Source organism: Achromobacter sp. ISS7, from assembly GCF_056523125.1.
This window is the reverse complement of the sequence record NZ_JAWRZD010000001.1, coordinates 3,807,559-3,822,425: the sequence shown is the minus strand read 5'-3', so window position 1 is coordinate 3,822,425 and position 14,867 is coordinate 3,807,559. Positions and strand designations below refer to the sequence as shown.

19 protein-coding genes are annotated in these 14,867 nt (G+C 70.0%); 18 read left to right on the top strand and 1 reads right to left on the bottom strand.

The features are described 5' to 3' along the window. Nucleotide 1: 1 nt before the first annotated feature. Genes sctB through sctC form a run of 18 tightly spaced genes read left to right on the top strand, consistent with a single transcriptional unit; the run spans nt 2 to nt 14,256 of the window. Entirely contained in the window at nt 2–823 is an 822-nt protein-coding gene (gene sctB / locus AC1HFW_RS17195) for a type III secretion system translocon subunit SctB (protein WP_479284570.1), read from the top strand. Nucleotides 824–845: 22 nt separating this feature from the next. Beyond that, nucleotides 846–2,129, top strand: a complete 1,284-nt coding sequence (sctE, locus tag AC1HFW_RS17190; RefSeq protein WP_006392837.1) for a type III secretion system translocon subunit SseC family protein — start codon at nt 846–848, stop codon at nt 2,127–2,129. A 27-nt stretch (nt 2,130–2,156) separates the two neighbouring features. Beyond that, nucleotides 2,157–2,636: a SycD/LcrH family type III secretion system chaperone gene (locus AC1HFW_RS17185; protein WP_050813120.1), complete on the top strand. Its 480-nt coding sequence runs from the start codon at nt 2,157–2,159 to the stop codon at nt 2,634–2,636. Nucleotides 2,637–2,648: 12 nt separating this feature from the next. Further along, on the top strand, nt 2,649–3,098 hold the full coding sequence (locus AC1HFW_RS17180; protein WP_035359971.1) for a tetratricopeptide repeat protein: 450 nt from the start codon (nt 2,649–2,651) through the stop codon (nt 3,096–3,098). A gap of 7 nt (nt 3,099–3,105) precedes the next feature. After that, entirely contained in the window at nt 3,106–3,522 is a 417-nt protein-coding gene (sctI, locus tag AC1HFW_RS17175) for a type III secretion system inner rod subunit SctI (RefSeq protein ID WP_006392840.1), read from the top strand. Continuing rightward, entirely contained in the window at nt 3,522–4,367 is an 846-nt protein-coding gene (sctJ, locus tag AC1HFW_RS17170; protein WP_479284567.1) for a type III secretion system inner membrane ring lipoprotein SctJ, read from the top strand. The genes sctI and sctJ overlap by 1 nt, the downstream gene beginning before the upstream one ends. 2 nt (nt 4,368–4,369) lie before the next feature. Next, the gene (locus AC1HFW_RS17165; RefSeq protein WP_479284565.1) at nt 4,370–5,026 is read left to right on the top strand and encodes a SctK family type III secretion system sorting platform protein; all 657 of its coding nucleotides are present in this window, start codon (nt 4,370–4,372) and stop codon (nt 5,024–5,026) included. Continuing rightward, nucleotides 4,996–5,634, top strand: coding sequence for an HrpE/YscL family type III secretion apparatus protein (locus AC1HFW_RS17160; RefSeq protein WP_061072476.1), 639 nt, complete (start codon nt 4,996–4,998; stop codon nt 5,632–5,634). Before AC1HFW_RS17165 ends, AC1HFW_RS17160 begins: the two co-directional genes overlap by 31 nt. Before the next feature lie 2 nt (nt 5,635–5,636). Then, nucleotides 5,637–6,968: a type III secretion system ATPase SctN gene (gene sctN / locus AC1HFW_RS17155; RefSeq protein WP_061072475.1), complete on the top strand. Its 1,332-nt coding sequence runs from the start codon at nt 5,637–5,639 to the stop codon at nt 6,966–6,968. Continuing rightward, nucleotides 6,965–7,471 carry a type III secretion protein gene (locus AC1HFW_RS17150; RefSeq protein WP_479284562.1) on the top strand — a complete coding sequence of 169 codons (507 nt, stop codon included), beginning with the start codon at nt 6,965–6,967 and terminating at the stop codon, nt 7,469–7,471. The genes sctN and AC1HFW_RS17150 overlap by 4 nt, the downstream gene beginning before the upstream one ends. After that, nucleotides 7,468–8,028 (top strand): hypothetical protein, encoded by a 561-nt coding sequence (locus AC1HFW_RS17145; protein ID WP_479284560.1) that lies wholly within the window; start codon nt 7,468–7,470, stop codon nt 8,026–8,028. Before AC1HFW_RS17150 ends, AC1HFW_RS17145 begins: the two co-directional genes overlap by 4 nt. A gap of 12 nt (nt 8,029–8,040) precedes the next feature. Then, nucleotides 8,041–9,120: a type III secretion system cytoplasmic ring protein SctQ gene (gene sctQ, locus AC1HFW_RS17140; protein WP_479284559.1), complete on the top strand. Its 1,080-nt coding sequence runs from the start codon at nt 8,041–8,043 to the stop codon at nt 9,118–9,120. Beyond that, nucleotides 9,117–9,785, top strand: coding sequence for a type III secretion system export apparatus subunit SctR (gene sctR / locus AC1HFW_RS17135; protein WP_479284558.1), 669 nt, complete (start codon nt 9,117–9,119; stop codon nt 9,783–9,785). Before sctQ ends, sctR begins: the two co-directional genes overlap by 4 nt. Before the next feature lie 7 nt (nt 9,786–9,792). Continuing rightward, nucleotides 9,793–10,059, top strand: a complete 267-nt coding sequence (gene sctS / locus AC1HFW_RS17130) for a type III secretion system export apparatus subunit SctS (RefSeq protein ID WP_006392849.1) — start codon at nt 9,793–9,795, stop codon at nt 10,057–10,059. Between the two features lie 15 nt (nt 10,060–10,074). Beyond that, nucleotides 10,075–10,875 (top strand): type III secretion system export apparatus subunit SctT, encoded by an 801-nt coding sequence (gene sctT, locus AC1HFW_RS17125; protein ID WP_479284556.1) that lies wholly within the window; start codon nt 10,075–10,077, stop codon nt 10,873–10,875. Continuing rightward, nucleotides 10,872–11,930, top strand: a complete 1,059-nt coding sequence (sctU, locus tag AC1HFW_RS17120; RefSeq protein ID WP_035361226.1) for a type III secretion system export apparatus subunit SctU — start codon at nt 10,872–10,874, stop codon at nt 11,928–11,930. Before sctT ends, sctU begins: the two co-directional genes overlap by 4 nt. Further along, complete coding sequence (locus AC1HFW_RS17115) at nt 11,927–12,325, top strand: CesT family type III secretion system chaperone (protein WP_061072470.1); 399 nt, start codon at nt 11,927–11,929, stop codon at nt 12,323–12,325. Before sctU ends, AC1HFW_RS17115 begins: the two co-directional genes overlap by 4 nt. Before the next feature lie 47 nt (nt 12,326–12,372). After that, nucleotides 12,373–14,256 carry a type III secretion system outer membrane ring subunit SctC gene (gene sctC, locus AC1HFW_RS17110; RefSeq protein WP_061072469.1) on the top strand — a complete coding sequence of 628 codons (1,884 nt, stop codon included), beginning with the start codon at nt 12,373–12,375 and terminating at the stop codon, nt 14,254–14,256. Between the two features lie 11 nt (nt 14,257–14,267). Here the strand turns inward: sctC and AC1HFW_RS17105 are convergent, their stop codons facing one another. Further along, entirely contained in the window at nt 14,268–14,831 is a 564-nt protein-coding gene (locus AC1HFW_RS17105) for an RNA polymerase sigma factor (protein WP_006392854.1), read from the bottom strand. Nucleotides 14,832–14,867: the final 36 nt, after the last annotated feature.

Genomic DNA, 14,867 nt, shown 5'->3' with positions numbered 1-14,867 from the left:
GATGATCAACATCAACAACCCGGGCGCCATCAATCCGGCGCTGCTCGATCCGCTGGCCGGCGCCGACGCCGCGCCGGCGCCCCCGCCCGGCTTCACCCAGCTGGACGCCACGCAGTTCGTGGGCAAGGGCGGCGCGGCCGACAAGCTGGCGGCCCTGGGCCTGCCGCCGCCGCCGAAAGGCGACGCCGCCGGGGTGGCCGAAGCGCTGAACAAGCTGATGGCGAGCGCCGATACCGACATGTACGCGGTGATGGCGCTGTTGCAGAAGATCTCGCAGGAGCAGCGCAATGCCGCCCGCGCCGACCGCGCGGCGTCGATGGATGCGCAGACGCAGGCCTTGATGGGAGCGGCCGACAAGATCAAGGAAGCCGCCGAAGAGCGCTTCAAGGGGGCGCTGGCGCAGGGCATCAGCCAGATCGTCGGCGGCGTCATCCAGGCCGGCGTCGGCGCCGGCGGCGTGGCGGCGATGGGAGCCTCGGCCCGCATGACCACCACGTCCAGCCCGCTGACCGCGCAGCAGACCGTGACGCAGGCCAAGCTCGACGGCTTCGCCAACAATGCCTCCGGCATCGGCCAGGGCCTGAGCGGCATGGCGGGCGGCGTCGGCGGCATCGTGCAGGCCGCCTATGACCGCAAGGCCGGCGCGGCCGACGCCGACCGCGCGCGGTTGGAAGCCGACGCCAAGGTGTTCGAGTCGGGCGCGCAGCAGGCCAATGACGTGATGCAGCAGATGATGGACGTCATCCGCGACGTGCGCGACAAGCTCGGCGCGATCGAGCAGAGCCGCAGCGAAACCAACCGCGGCATCGCCCGCAATCTCTGAGTCCGCCAGGGGAGCCACGATCATGGATATCCGCCCTTCGACCGGCAATGCCGGGCTGACGCCCGCGCTGGATCCGTCCGGCGCCGGCGCCGCCACGGGCGCGGCGGCCGAGGCCGCCCTGCGCGCCGCCAGCGGCCTGGACCTGGCCGCGCTGGCCTCGCAATGGGCATCGAGCGTGGCGCAGGCGCGCAACAGTGGCGGCGATGGCGTCACCAACGCCAATGGCAAGCCCGCCATCGCCCCGCCCGCCCGTGAATTCTCGGCGTCCGAGATGGTGGACCTGCTGCGCGCCCTGCAAGGCAAGACGCAGGACGCGCAATTGCGCTCCGCCAAGGAAAACATCGAGAACAACCGCATCGAACAGGCCAAGAACAACGAAGAGCAGGCGCGCAAGGTCGATGAGTGGATCCAGAAGAGCAAGGAGGCCGACAAGGGCGGCATCCTGGGCAAGATCTTCGGCTGGATCGGCGCCATCGTGGCGGCGATCGCGGCGGCCCTGATGGTGGTGGCGGCCGTGGCGGCCACGGCCGTGACGGGCGGCGCGGCCGGGCCGGTCATGGTGACGCTGGCGGCCATCGCGGTGGCCGGCGCGGTCAGCCTGCTGGCGAACCAGATATCCGCCGAGTGCGGCGGCCCCGAAATCAGCATCAGCAATCTCATCACCCAGGCCGTGAGCAAGTTGCTGCAGGCCTTCGGGGTGGAACCGGAGCTGGCCGAGAAGATCGGCAATATCGTTGCCGGCGCGGCCATGTTGATGACCGGCGCTGTCCTCATCGAACCGGGCGCGCTGGGCAAGATGGCCGGCGCCATCGCGGTGGTGGCGGGCGCCGATCCGCAGACCGCCGGCTACATCGCGATGGCGGTCGGACTGGCCGCGACCATCACGGTGGGCGTGGTGATGGCGGTGGCCTCGTTTGGCGCGGGCGCGGTGTCCGCGGGGGCCAATGCGGCGGCCAATGTCGGCTCGCAGACCGCGCGCACGGTGGCCGATACCGCCAAGACGGCCGGCCAGGTGGCGTCGGGCGCGGCCGCGGTGGCCAAGGGCGCGGGCCAGGTCATCACCGGGGCCGAGACCATCAAGTCGGCGCAGGCGCAGGAGGCGGCCGACAAGGTGCTGGCCGACAAGAAGGCGCTCGAGGCCCTGCTGGTCAAGCTGCAGGCCTCGATGGAAGAAGACCGCGAAAAGATCAAGAGCGTGATGCAGGCCATGGACGAGTCGATGCAGATGGTCAGCAAGATGATCAATGCGACGGCCGAAAGCATGAGCCAGGTCACCGCCAACATCGGCAAGCGCGCCATGGTCTGACTGGCATCAATATCGGAGCGAACCAAAGTGTCCCTATCCCCATCCGCGACCCCGCGCAGCGCCTTCGGGCAGCAACTGTATGACGGCCTGGCGGCGTTGCCGGGCAGCCAGCGGCTCACCGCCGACCAGCTCGAGGTGATCTATGCCATGGCGTATGCCCATGTGGCGCAAGCCCAGTACGCCCAGGCGTTGCCGCTGTTCGCCTTCCTGTCGCAATACGGGCCCACGCGCAAGCATTACCTGGCCGGGCTGGCCTTGTGCCTGCAGATGCAGGCGCGCTACGAAGAGGCGATCCGGATCCAGTCGCTGATCGGCGTGCTGTATCCGTTGGCGCCGGAAGCCACGCTGCGCGTGGCCGAATGCCAGCTGGCCCTGGCGCAGCCCGAGGCGGCGCGCGAGTCGTTGCGGTTGGTGGTGGCCGCGGCCGAGGCCGACAGCGCCTACGCCCCGTTGGGCGCGCGCGCCGCGAGCCTGCTGGCGCTGACGGCAAAAGAGGGCCATTCGTGAACTGGAAACGCCATGATCGATAGGGTGGATGCAGGCTCGGCAACAGCCGTCTCGGGTGAGACGGCTTTTGTACTTGATGCGGACGACGCGCGCATCCTCGCCGAAGTGGGATTCCTGGCGGCCGGCCGCGGCGACGTGGCCCATGCCGACGCCATCTTCCAGGCGCTGCGCGCCTTGCGTCCGGGGCGGGCCTATCCCTGGCTGGGGTTGGCGGTGGCCCGCCTGAACGCCGGCCGCGCCGACGAGGCCGTGCGGCTGCTGGAGCAGGGCGAGGCCAGCGCGGCCGCCGAACGCGGCGTGCTGGCGCCCTGGCGCGGACTGGCCTTACAGCTGGCCGGCCGCAACGCCGAGAGCACGCGACTGCTGCAGACCTGCGCGCAAGGCCGCGAGGGTGACGAAGGCGTCGCGCTGGCGCGCTCGCTGCTGGGATTGGAAACCGAAACGAAGGGCGACACGCCCTAGGGGAATCATGGAGATCACCGCACTTTCCGCCGCCTTGGCGCCCGTGCTGGAAACGGCAAAGGCCGCGCCGTCCGAGTTGGTCACCGAACGCTTCGCGCAGTTGATGGCCGCGCCGCAGGCCGACGCGCCCGCGCTGACCGGCCTGCAGGCCGCGCTGCAATCGGCCTTCACGCCCGCCACCGACGCGGCCCCGGCCACGCTCGGCAACCAGATCCTGGCCAGCCTGCGCAACACCACCACCGAATACTCGGAGAAGTGGCAGAACATCTCGGGCCGCCTGGACGCCATGTCGTCCCAGCCGGCCATCGCCGACATGCTGCGGCTGCAGGCCGACCTGGTGCAGGTGTCGGTGCAGTACGAGCTGGTCGGCAAGGCCGTCTCGCGCACCACGCAGAACATCGATTCGCTCGTCAGGATGTCCTAATGCAAGCCGTTTCATCCCTGTCTTTCCCCGTCGCGTCCGGCCGCGGCCCGGCCTCGGCGCTGCTGCGGCTGCGCTGGCTGGTGCTGGGCCTGGCGTTGCTGCTGGCGGCCTGCGGATCGCGCGTGGAGCTGTTCTCGGCCGCCAACGAGAGCGAGGCCAACGAGGTGCTGTCGGTGCTGCTGGACGCCGGCATCTCCGCGCAGAAGGCCACCACCAAGACCGGCGTGGCCGTGTCGGTGGACGGCCAGCAGGTGGCGCGCGCGCTCGACATCCTGCGCGCCCGCGGCCTGCCGCGCGAGCGCTTCGACGGCATGGGGCAGATCTTCCGCAAGGAAGGCCTGGTGTCGTCGCCGCTGGAAGAGCGCGCCCGGTATATCTACGCGCTGTCGCAGGAGCTCACCAACACCCTGTCGCAGATGGACGGCGTGCTGGCCGCGCGGGTGCACGTGGTGCTGCCCGAGCGCGGCGGCGTGGGCGAGAACACTACGCCGTCGACCGCGGCGGTGTTCATCAAGCACCAGGCGGGCTACAACCTGGACGCGTTGCAGCCGCAGATCCGCAAGCTGGTCACGCACGCGATTCCCGGGCTGACCGAAGACCGCGTGTCGATCGCGCTGGTATCGGCGCAGCCCGCTGCCGCGGCCTCGGCCGCCGGCCACGCCACGCGCCAGGTGCTGGGCATCGAGGTGGGCGAGGGCTCGTCGGTCACGCTGCTGGCGTGGCTGGCGCTGCTGATCCTGCTGGTGCTGGCCCTGGCCGGCGCGCTGGCCTACGTACTGTGGCGCTACGGCGTGCCGGGCCGTGCCCGGCCCGAGTGCCGCGAACCCGTGTCCGAGGCCCGCTGACGATGATGCCCGCATCGGCGGTGCTGGACCGCAGGCTGGTTGAATTCAACCAGCTGCCCAGCCGCACGCTGCACCCGAGCCGCCACGCGGCCTATGCGCCGCCGGCCGCGCTGGCAGCGATCGCCGCCGCGCCCGCGCTGGCGCCGGCGTGGCACCGGCATTGGTCGCGCGAGATACTGGACGCGCTGGGCCTGTGGCAACGCCCCGTGACCGATCCCGCCCGCCCCGAACTGGCGCTGGCGCTGCTGGCGCCGGAGGCGCTGGCGCAGTGCGCCCGCCGGCTGGGCGCGGTGCTGTGCGGGCCGCGGTTGCGCCGCGCCATCGCCGGCGATGAGGTGCGGGCGCTGATCGCGCACCTGGGCGCGGACCTGCTGGATTTCACCCGGCGCACGGCCGCGGGGCTGCATGACGGCCTGGCCGACAGCGCCGCCTGGACCCTGGCCGAGACCACCGCCGCGGTGGACACGCTGGGCCTGGGCGCGTTGCGCGCGGCCCTGAGCGGCGCCGGCCCCGAGCTGGCGCAACGCGCCGAACTGAAACTGCCCGACCTGCCCGCGCCGCCCGCGCCCCTGCCCGCGCCGCAGGCGCTGGCGCTGGGCCTGTCGCTACTGAAGAAAACGGAGCCCGCATGGCTTTCCTCATTCCCCGCGATCCGCTGACGCCGCGCGCCTCGGCCGGCCGCGTCGACCCCGCCGCGCGCGTGCTGCGCGGCGCCGAACTGGCGGCATGGGCCGATGCCGAGCAGCTGCTGGCGCAGGCGCGGGCGCGGGCCGATGAAATCATCGGCGGCGCCCAGGCGGCGTTCGAGGCCGAGCGCCAGCGCGGCTACGAAGAGGGCCGCGAGGCGGCGTTGCTGGACCAGGCCGAGAAGATGATCGAGACCGTCGGCCGCACGGTCGAGTACTTCGCCGGCGTCGAGAACGAAATGGTCGAGCTGGTGATGTCGGCCGTGCGCAAGGTGGTGGACGGCTTCGACGACCGCGAGAAGGTCATGGTGGTGGTGCGCAACGCCCTGGCGGTGGTGCGCAACCAGAAGCAGATGACCTTGCGGCTGAATCCGGCCGAAGTCGACACGGTGCGCGAACAGATCAACGACCTGCTGGCGGCCTATCCCGGCGTGGGCTACCTCGACATCCTGGCCGATGGCCGCCTGGCACGCGGCGCCTGCATCCTCGAAAGCGAGATCGGCATGGTCGAGGCCAGCCTGGAAGGGCAGATCCAGGCGCTGCGCCAGGCCTTCCAGCGCACCCTGGGCAGCCGCGTCTAGCCATGCGCCAGTTCGACTACATCTCCGAAATGATGGAGCTGGCGCTGCAGGACACGCCGACGCTGCGCATCAAGGGCCGCGTCACCCAGGTGATCGGCACCATCATCAAGGCGGTGGTGCCGTCGGTGAAGGTGGGCGAGGTCTGCATCCTGCGCAACCCGGGCGAGAACTTCGAGATGAAGGGCGAGGTGGTGGGCTTCGCGCGCGACGCCGCGCTGCTCACGCCGATCGGCGACATGTACGGCATCTCCACCGCCACCGAGGTCATCCCCACCGGCCGCGCCCACATGGTGCCCGTGGGCCCGGGGCTGCTGGGCCGGGTGCTGGACGGCCTGGGCCGGCCGCTGGACGAGGCCGAGCTGGGCCCGCTGGAAGCCAGCAAGTTCTACCCCGTGTTCGCCGAGGCGCCGGATCCGCTCAAGCGCCGCATCATCTCGCAGCCGCTGGAGCTGGGCGTGCGCGCGCTGGACAGCGTGCTGACCTGCGGCGAAGGCCAGCGCATGGGCATCTTCGCCGCCGCGGGCGGCGGCAAGTCGACCCTGATGGGCATGCTGGTCAAGGGCGCGGCGGTGGACGTGACGGTGGTGGCGTTGATCGGCGAGCGCGGCCGCGAGGTGCGCGAATTCCTGGAACACGAACTGGGCCGCGAGGGTCGCCGCAAGAGCGTGATCGTCTGCGCCACCAGCGACAAGTCGTCGATGGAACGCGCCAAGGCCGCCTATGTGGCCACGGCCATCGCCGAATATTTCCGCGACCAGGGCAAGCGCGTGCTGTTCCTGATGGACTCGGTGACGCGCTTTGCCCGCGCCCAGCGCGAGATCGGCCTGGCCGCGGGCGAACCGCCGACCCGCCGCGGCTATCCGCCGTCGGTGTTCGCCACGCTGCCCAAGCTGATGGAGCGCGCCGGCATGAACGAGCACGGTTCGATCACCGCGCTGTACACGGTGCTGGTGGAAGGCGACGACATGACCGAGCCCATCGCCGACGAGACCCGCTCCATCCTCGACGGCCACATCGTGCTGTCGCGCAAACTCGGCGCGGCCAACCACTATCCGGCCATCGACGTGCTGGCCTCGGCCAGCCGCGTCATGAACGCGGTCATCACGCCCGAACACAAGCGCGCCGCCGGCCGCCTGCGCGAGCTGATGGCCAAGTACCAGGAAGTCGAGCTGCTGGTGAAGATCGGCGAGTACAAGCGCGGCGGCGACGCAGTCACCGACGAAGCCATCGACAAGATCGCGGCGATCAACCAGTTCCTGCGGCAGCGCACGGACGAGCGCGCCACGCTGTCCGATGCCCTGGCGCAGATGACCGCCATCGTGGGGACGGCATGAGCGTCTTTGACGAACTGCTCGCTATCAAGCGCTTTCGCGAAGGCCAGGCCGAGATCGCGGTGTCGCGCCAGCGGCTGCGCCACGCCGAGGCCGATGCCGCGCGCGAGGCCTCCGAGCGGGCGCTGGCGGACTTCCGCGATGAGTCCGAGCGGCGCGAACGGGCCATGTACAGCGATCTGTGCAGCCGCGTGGTGCGGGTGCGCGAGATCGAAGACGTGCTGCAGGGCGTGGCCGGCCTGCGCGAAGGCGAACGCCAGCGCGAGCAGGCCGTGGAGCAGGCCGCCGAGCGCCTGCGCGAGGAAAACCAGGCGCTGGCCGAGCGCCGCGCCCAGCACCAGCAGGCGGTGCGCCTGACCGGCAAGTTCGTGGAACTGGCCAGCATCCACCTGGCCGAGCACCTGAAGGCGCTGGAGCACAAGGAAGACATGGAAATGGAAGAGGCCGCCTCGCTGTCGCGCGACCGCGAAGACTGGGAGCAGCACGAGGAGTTCGAGCCGGCATGAGCATCGACCGCCGCATCGGCCTGGATACCGCGATCGCCCAGGGCTCGGGACTGGCCCAATCGGATGCGCAGACGTCCGGCCGCCAGGCCAGCGACGCCGACAAGCGCGCCTTCGAGCAGGCCATGGCGCGCGGCAAGGACGAGCCGCCCGTCGCGCCGCCGGCCGCGCCCTCGCCGTTCTCGCTGTTCGGCGCGGCCCGGGCCGATGCGCCCGCGCCTGCCGACGCCACATCGCAGGCCCTGGCGCAGGCGCTGCAAGGCAGCGCCGAACAGCTGCTGGTGGCCGATGGCAGCCAGGGCCGGCGCCAGGTGCGGGTCGAATTGAAGGACGACGTGCTGCCCGGCGTCAGCGTGTCGGTCTATGAAGACGGCGGCCGTGTCATCGCCGACTTCGTCTGCGCCAACGAAACGTCGCGTGAACGCCTGGCCGCCATGGCGCGGCCGCTGGCCGAGCAATTGGCCGACAGCCTGGCGCGGCCGACGCGCGTGCGCGTCGGCACCGATGACCCGGAAGACCCCTGCCTGGCGGAAACCGACGCCGATGCGCCGATCCGTTGATCCCTGGAACCCATGACAGCCAGTACGCTTCTTTCCTCCTCCCCGCCGTCGTTGCCGCGCCTGTCCGGCAACGAGGCCCGCGCCCGCACGCTGATCGCGCGCCACGGCGCCGACCTGGCGGTCACGCTCGCGCCGCTGGCCGGCGCCGACGCCGAGCCCGCGCAATGGCGCCTGGGTTTCACGCCCGGCGTGGCCGAGGCCCTGCGCCAGTCGGCCACGCTGTCGGCCGACCTGGAATGGGCCGGCGCGCGCTTGCGGCTGGGCCTGCCGGCCAGCGCGGCCGACGCCTGGCTGGCCGCGCGCCTGCCTGACGTCGATGCCGGCGCGCTGCCGCCGGCGCTGGTGTCGACCGCCATCGAGACGTTGTTGGCCGAAGTGGTGGCGGGCCTGGCCGAGGTATCGCCGGGCGGTCCCCTGCGCGTGGTCGGCCGCGATGGCCCGGCGCCGGTCCTGGCGCACGGCTGGACCGTCGCGGCGCGCCATCCCGTCAATGGCGCCTCGATCTACGCCACGCTGTATACCGATGGCCTCGGCCTGATGCTGCTGGCCGGCCTGGTCGGCCGCGCCGCGCCGGCGGCCAACGAGATCGACCTCGATGCCGTGCCGGTGCGCATCCGCGTCTGCCTGGGCTGGACCCACCTGGCCGCGGCCGAACTGCGCGGCCTGGCGCCGCGCGACACCCTTTTCCTGGACCACTGCCTGGTCTCGCCCGACGGCGAACTGTGGCTGGGCGCCGACGGCCAGGGGCTGCGCGTGCGCCGCCAGGGCTCCTCATACCTCGTTACCCAAGGCTGGACTTCCCTCATGACCGAGACGCCGCAACCGCCGTTGGACGCCGAAGCGGGCGCCCAGACGCCGCTCGATATCGACGCCATCCCCGTCCGACTGACTTTCGAGCTGGGCGAGCGCCAGATCACGCTGGGCGAGCTGCGGCAGCTGCAGCCCGGCGAGACCTTCGACCTGGAGCGGCCGCTGGCCGACGGCCCGGTGCTGGTGCGCGCCAACGGCGCACTGGTGGGCAGCGGCGAGCTGGTCGAGATCGACGGCCGCATTGGCGTGACGCTGCACCGGCTGGGCAAGGCGGGCGCATGAACGGCGCGGATCCGATCAGCCTGGCGGTCGTCCTGGCGCTCTTGGCGCTGGTGCCGCTGGCCGCGGTCATGACCACCTCGTTCCTGAAGATCGCGGTGGTGCTGACGCTGGTTCGCAATGCCCTGGGCGTGCAGCAGGTGCCGCCCAACATGGCGTTGTACGGGCTGGCGCTGATCCTGTCCGCCTACGTCATGGGGCCGGTGGTGATGCAGATCGGCGACGAACTGCGCGCGCCGCCCGCGGTGGTGGCGCCGGGCGCGTCGCAGTCGGATCGGCTCGAAGGCATCCTCGACGCGGTCGCGCGCGGCGCCGAGCCGATGCGCGGCTTCATGCTCAAGAACAGCCGACCCGAGCAGCGCGATTTCTTCCTGCGCACCGCGCGCGGGCTGTGGGGCGAGCAGCAGGCCCGCAACCTCAAGGAAGACGACCTGCTGGTGCTGATTCCGTCGTTCCTGCTGTCGGAGCTGACCGCCGCGTTCCAGATCGGCTTCCTGCTGTACCTGCCGTTCGTCATCATCGACCTGATCGTCTCCAACATCCTGCTGGCGATGGGCATGATGATGGTGTCGCCGGTCACGATCTCCATGCCCCTGAAGCTGTTCCTGTTCGTCATGGTCGACGGCTGGACGCGGCTGATCCAGGGCCTGGTGCTGTCCTACACCTGAGGCCGCCATGGGAACCGTCGACCTCGTCTCTTACATGACCCAGGCGCTCTACCTGGTGCTGTGGCTGTCGCTGCCGCCGATCGCCGTCGCCGCGATCGTGGGCACGCTGTTTTCATTGTTCCAGGCGCTGACGCAGATCCAGGAGCAGACGCTGTCGTTCGCCGTCAAGCTGATCGCGGTGTTCGCCACGATCCTGCTAACGGCGCGCTGGCTCAGCGCCGAGCTGTACAACTTCACGATCTCCGTGTTCGACCTCTTCTACAAGATCCACTAGGAGCGGCCGGCCACCATGATCTCGGGCATCACCTACGTCGAAGCGAAAGTTTTCCTGGGCACGCTGGCGCTGACGCAGCCGCGGATCCTGGCGCTGTGCGCGATGCTGCCCCTGTTCAACCGCCAGCTGCTGCCCGGCATGCTGCGCTACGCCATCTGCGCCGCCATCGGCCTGGTGCTGGTGCCGGCGCTGGCGCCGCGCTATGCCGTGACCGACCTGGGCGCGATCGAACTGGTGCTGCTGGTGGCCAAGGAAGTCTTCATCGGCCTGGTGATGGGCTTCCTGGTGGCGATCCCGTTCTGGATCTTCGAGGCCGTGGGCTTCGTGGTCGACAACCAGCGCGGCGCCAGCCTGGGCGCGACCATCAATCCGGCCACCGGCAACGACTCGTCGCCGCTGGGCATCCTGTTCAACCAGGCCTTCATGGTGTTCTTCCTGGTGGGCGGCGGCTTCATGCTGATGCTGACCATGCTGTACGACAGCTTCAGGCTGTGGGATCTTTGGGATTGGACGCCGACGCTGCGCCATGAAAGCGTGCCGCTGATGCTGGACCAGCTGGGCCGCTTCCTGCGGCTGACGCTGCTGTTCGCCGCGCCCGCCATCATCTCGATGTTCCTGGCCGAGGTCGGACTGGCGCTGGTGAGCCGTTTCGCGCCGCAGTTGCAGGTGTTCTTCCTGGCGATGCCGATCAAGAGCGCGCTGGCGCTGCTGGTGATGGTGCTCTACATGAACACGCTGTTCGAGTACGCGGCCGAGGCCACGGGACAGATCAGCTCGGCCTTGCCCTTCCTCGACAACCAGTGGCGGGCGCCATGAGCGGCGAAAAGACCGAACAGCCAACCCACAAGAAGCTGCGCGACGCGCGCCAGAAGGGCGACGTCGCGCACAGCAAGGACTTCACGCAGACGCTGCTGGTGCTGGCGCTGTTCGGCTACATGCTGGGCAACGCCCACGGCATCATCGAGTCGCTGGGGCGGCTGGTGCTGATCCCGTCGACGCTGGTGGGGCAGCCGTTCGAGCAGGCGCTGCCGGTGGCGCTGGATGCGGCGCTGCGCGAAGCCGTCTACCTGGTGCTGCCGTTCGTGCTGATCGTGCTGATCGTGGGCATGTTCGCCGAATTCCTGCAGGTGGGCGTGGTGCTGGCGTTCGAGAAGCTCAAGCCCTCGGCCAAGAAGCTCAACGTCATGAGCAACCTGAAGAACATCTTCTCGAAGAAGAACCTGGTCGAGCTGCTCAAGTCCGTCATCAAGATCGCCTTCCTGTCGGTGCTGGTGACACTGGTGGTGCGCGACGCGCTGCCCGAGCTGATGGCGGTGCCGCACAGCGGCCTGGCCGGCCTGGAGGCGGGCGTGGGCGGCATGATGCGCACGCTGATCGTGAATATCGCGGTGGCCTACGTGGTGATTTCCCTGGCCGATTTCGTCTGGCAGCGCATGCAGTACCGCAAGGGGCTGATGATGAGCAAGGAAGACATCAAGCAGGAATTCAAGGAGATGGAGGGCGACCCCCACATCAAGCACAAGCGCAAGCACCTGCACCAGGAAATGGTGATGCACGGCGCCGTCGCCAGCACGCGCAAGGCGTCGGTGCTGGTGACCAACCCGACCCACCTGGCGGTGGCGATCTACTACGAGCCCGACGAGACCCCGCTGCCGGTGGTGCTGGCCAAGGGCGAGGGCGCGCTGGCCGAGCAGATGATGGCGGCGGCGCGCGAGGCCGGCGTGCCGGTGATGCAGAACATTCCCCTGGCGCGCGCGCTGATGGCGTCCGCGCAGCCCGACCAATACATTCCCAGCGAACTGATCGAGCCTGTCGCCGAAGTCCTGCGGCTCGTCAGGAAGCTGGCCGGCACTCCGGACGATCCGACATGAACGCACCCCAGCATCCCCTGATTTCCGCCTACGCGGCGCGGCACGGCCTGCCGCCATCGACCCGCGCGGATGGCCGCCTGACCGTGGTGGTCGACCAGACCTACCGCGTGCATCTGCAACCGGCGCGCGACGGCTGGCTGGCGATGAGCGCGCGCCTGTGCGCGCTGCCGGCCAACGACGCCGACCGCGACCGGCTGGTGACGGAAATCGGCAAACTGGCCGCGGGCATGCTGGCGCGGCACGCGGCCACCTGCGTGGTCGATCCGCAGGACCGCGCGCTGTGGCTGCAGCAATCGCTGCAGCCTGGCAGCGGCGAACTGGCGCTGGACGAAGCCATGGGCGCGTTCGCCAATGCGTTGTCTTTTTGGGCCGGCGCCGTGCGGCGGCTGGCATGAATACGCGTGACGGGCATGTCGCCCGAGGAGAGAGAGTGTTGAAGCGGATGATTCTGGCGACCGCGTTGTCGCTGGGCCTGGCGGCCGGCGCGCAAGCCGCGCCGAACTGGCCGAACGTGCCCTACAGCTACTATGCCCGCGACGAGAACCTGCAGACGCTGCTGCGCGAATTCGCCGGCGGCTTCAGCCTGTCATTGCAGCTCGGGCCCAACGTCTCGGGCACGGTCAACGGCAAGTTCAATGCCAATACGCCGACTGAGTTCATGGACCGGCTGGGCGGCGTTTACGGCTTCAACTGGTTCGTGTACGCCGGCACGCTGTTCGTGAGCCGCACCAACGACATGAAGACGCGCTCGGTCAGCGCCATGGGCAGCTCGATCAGCGCGCTGCGCCAGGCGCTGCAGCAGCTGGGCGTGCTGGACCCGCGCTTCGGTTGGGGCGAGCTGCCCGACCAGGGCATCGCGCTGGTGTCGGGCCCGCCCGGCTACGTCGACCTGGTGGAGCGCACCGTGGCGGCCTTGCCGATGGGCGCCGGCGGCCAGCAGGTGGCGGTGTTCCGGCTCAAGCACGCCTCGGTCAACGACCGCACCATCAGCTACCGCGACCAGAAGGTGGTGACGCCGGGCCTGTCCACGGTGCTGCGCAACCTGATCACGGGCGGCGGCGGCGGGGCCAACAATGAAACGCTGGCGGCCATCGCGGCGCCGCTGCGTGACAATCCGCCGGCCTTTCCGCAAGGCGGCGGCGAGGCCGGCGCGGCCGCGGGGCAGGGCGGCGGCCAGGCGCCGGCGCCCGTTGCCGGCAAGTCCGGCCTGCGGCTGCGCGAACCCACGGTGCAGGCCGATGCGCGCCTGAATGCCATCATCGTGCAGGACATCCCGGACCGCATCCCCATTTACCGCAGCCTGATCGAGCAGCTCGACCTGCCCAGCACGCTGGTCGAGATCGAGGCGATGATCGTGGACGTCAACTCCGACCTGGTCAGCGAACTGGGCGTGACCTGGGGCGCGCGCGCCGGCTCCACCACCTTCGGCTACGGCAACCTGGGCCTGAGCCCCAGCGGCGGCCTGCCGCTGGAAAGCGGCGCCGCGCTGTCGCCCGGCACCATCGGCGTGAGCATCGGCAACACGCTGGCGGCGCGCCTGCGCGCGTTGCAGACCAAGGGCCAGGCCAACATCCTGTCGCAGCCGTCGATCCTGACGGCCGACAACCTGGGCGCCATGATCGACCTGTCCGACACGTTCTACATCCAGACGCGCGGCGAGCGCGTGGCCACCGTGACGCCGGTGACCGTCGGCACCTCGCTGCGCGTGACGCCGCGCCATATCGAATCGAAGAACGGCGCGCGCGTCGAACTGACGGTGGACATCGAGGACGGCCGCATCCAGGAAGAGCGCCAGATCGACAACCTGCCCACGGTGCGTAAGAGCAACATCAGCACGCTGGCCATCGTCGGCAACGACCAGACGCTGCTGATCGGCGGCTACAACAGCAGCCAGAATTCCGAACAGGTCGACAAGGTGCCGATCCTGGGCGACATCCCGGGCCTGGGGCTGCTGTTCTCCAACAAGTCCAAGACCGTGCAGCGGCGCGAGCGCCTGTTCCTGATCCGGCCCAAGGTGGTCGCGATCAACGGCGAAGTGGTGGCCACGCCCGGCGCGGCCGGCACTGGCCCGATGCTCAACGCCACCTGGGGCGGCGACCGCATGACGGCGGGCCAATACCTCGACCTGGCGCAGAGCCAGCGCACCCGCATCGTGTTCGGGCCGAACGTCGAGCTGCGCCGCAGCAGCGGCCCGGTGCGTCCCTCGGAATGGCTGGATGGCACGCCGACGGCCACGCCGGTGCTGGAAGGCAAGTCGAACGCGCAGCAGGGGCCGGTGATCCAGGTCGAGCCGGTGGCGGCGCCGGGAACGGGCAGGGCGCCGTAGTGGCGGGCGGCTCAGTCGTCGAGCCGCAGGCCCTTCTGGGCCAGCTTGTCGCGCAGCGCCGCGCGCGCCCGCGACAGGCGGCTGCGCACGGTGCCGACCGGTACCGTCAGCAGGGCGGCGGCGTCTTCGTACGAGATTTCGTCGATGCCGACCATGAGCAGGATGTCGCGCATGTTCTCGGGCAGCTCGTCCAGCGATTCCTGCAGCAGCGTCAGGGTCTGGCGCTGCTCGAGCGCTCGATCGGGGGACAGGTCGCCGCTGGCGTGTTCGGCCAGCACGCTGTCGCTGACGAAATCGTGGCGCCGTTCCGGCGCGCGCGACAGGTAATTGCGCACCAGGTTGAGCGCGATGCCGTAGAGCCAGGAGGACAGTTGCGATTCGCCGCGAAAGCTGCGGTACGAGCGGGCCGCTTCGACAAAGGCCTGTTGGGCCAGGTCTTCGGCCTCGGTGGTGTTGCCGATGTGCTTGATGATGAAGCGTTGCAGCCGGGTGGAGTGCTCCCGCACCAGGTCGCGCAGCAGGTATTCCTCGCCCGTGTCCCAACCCTGCCCTTCGTCAGCGCGAATGGGCGGCAAATCCGCTTCCGGGGAAGCGGCTGTGCAATCGCTGGG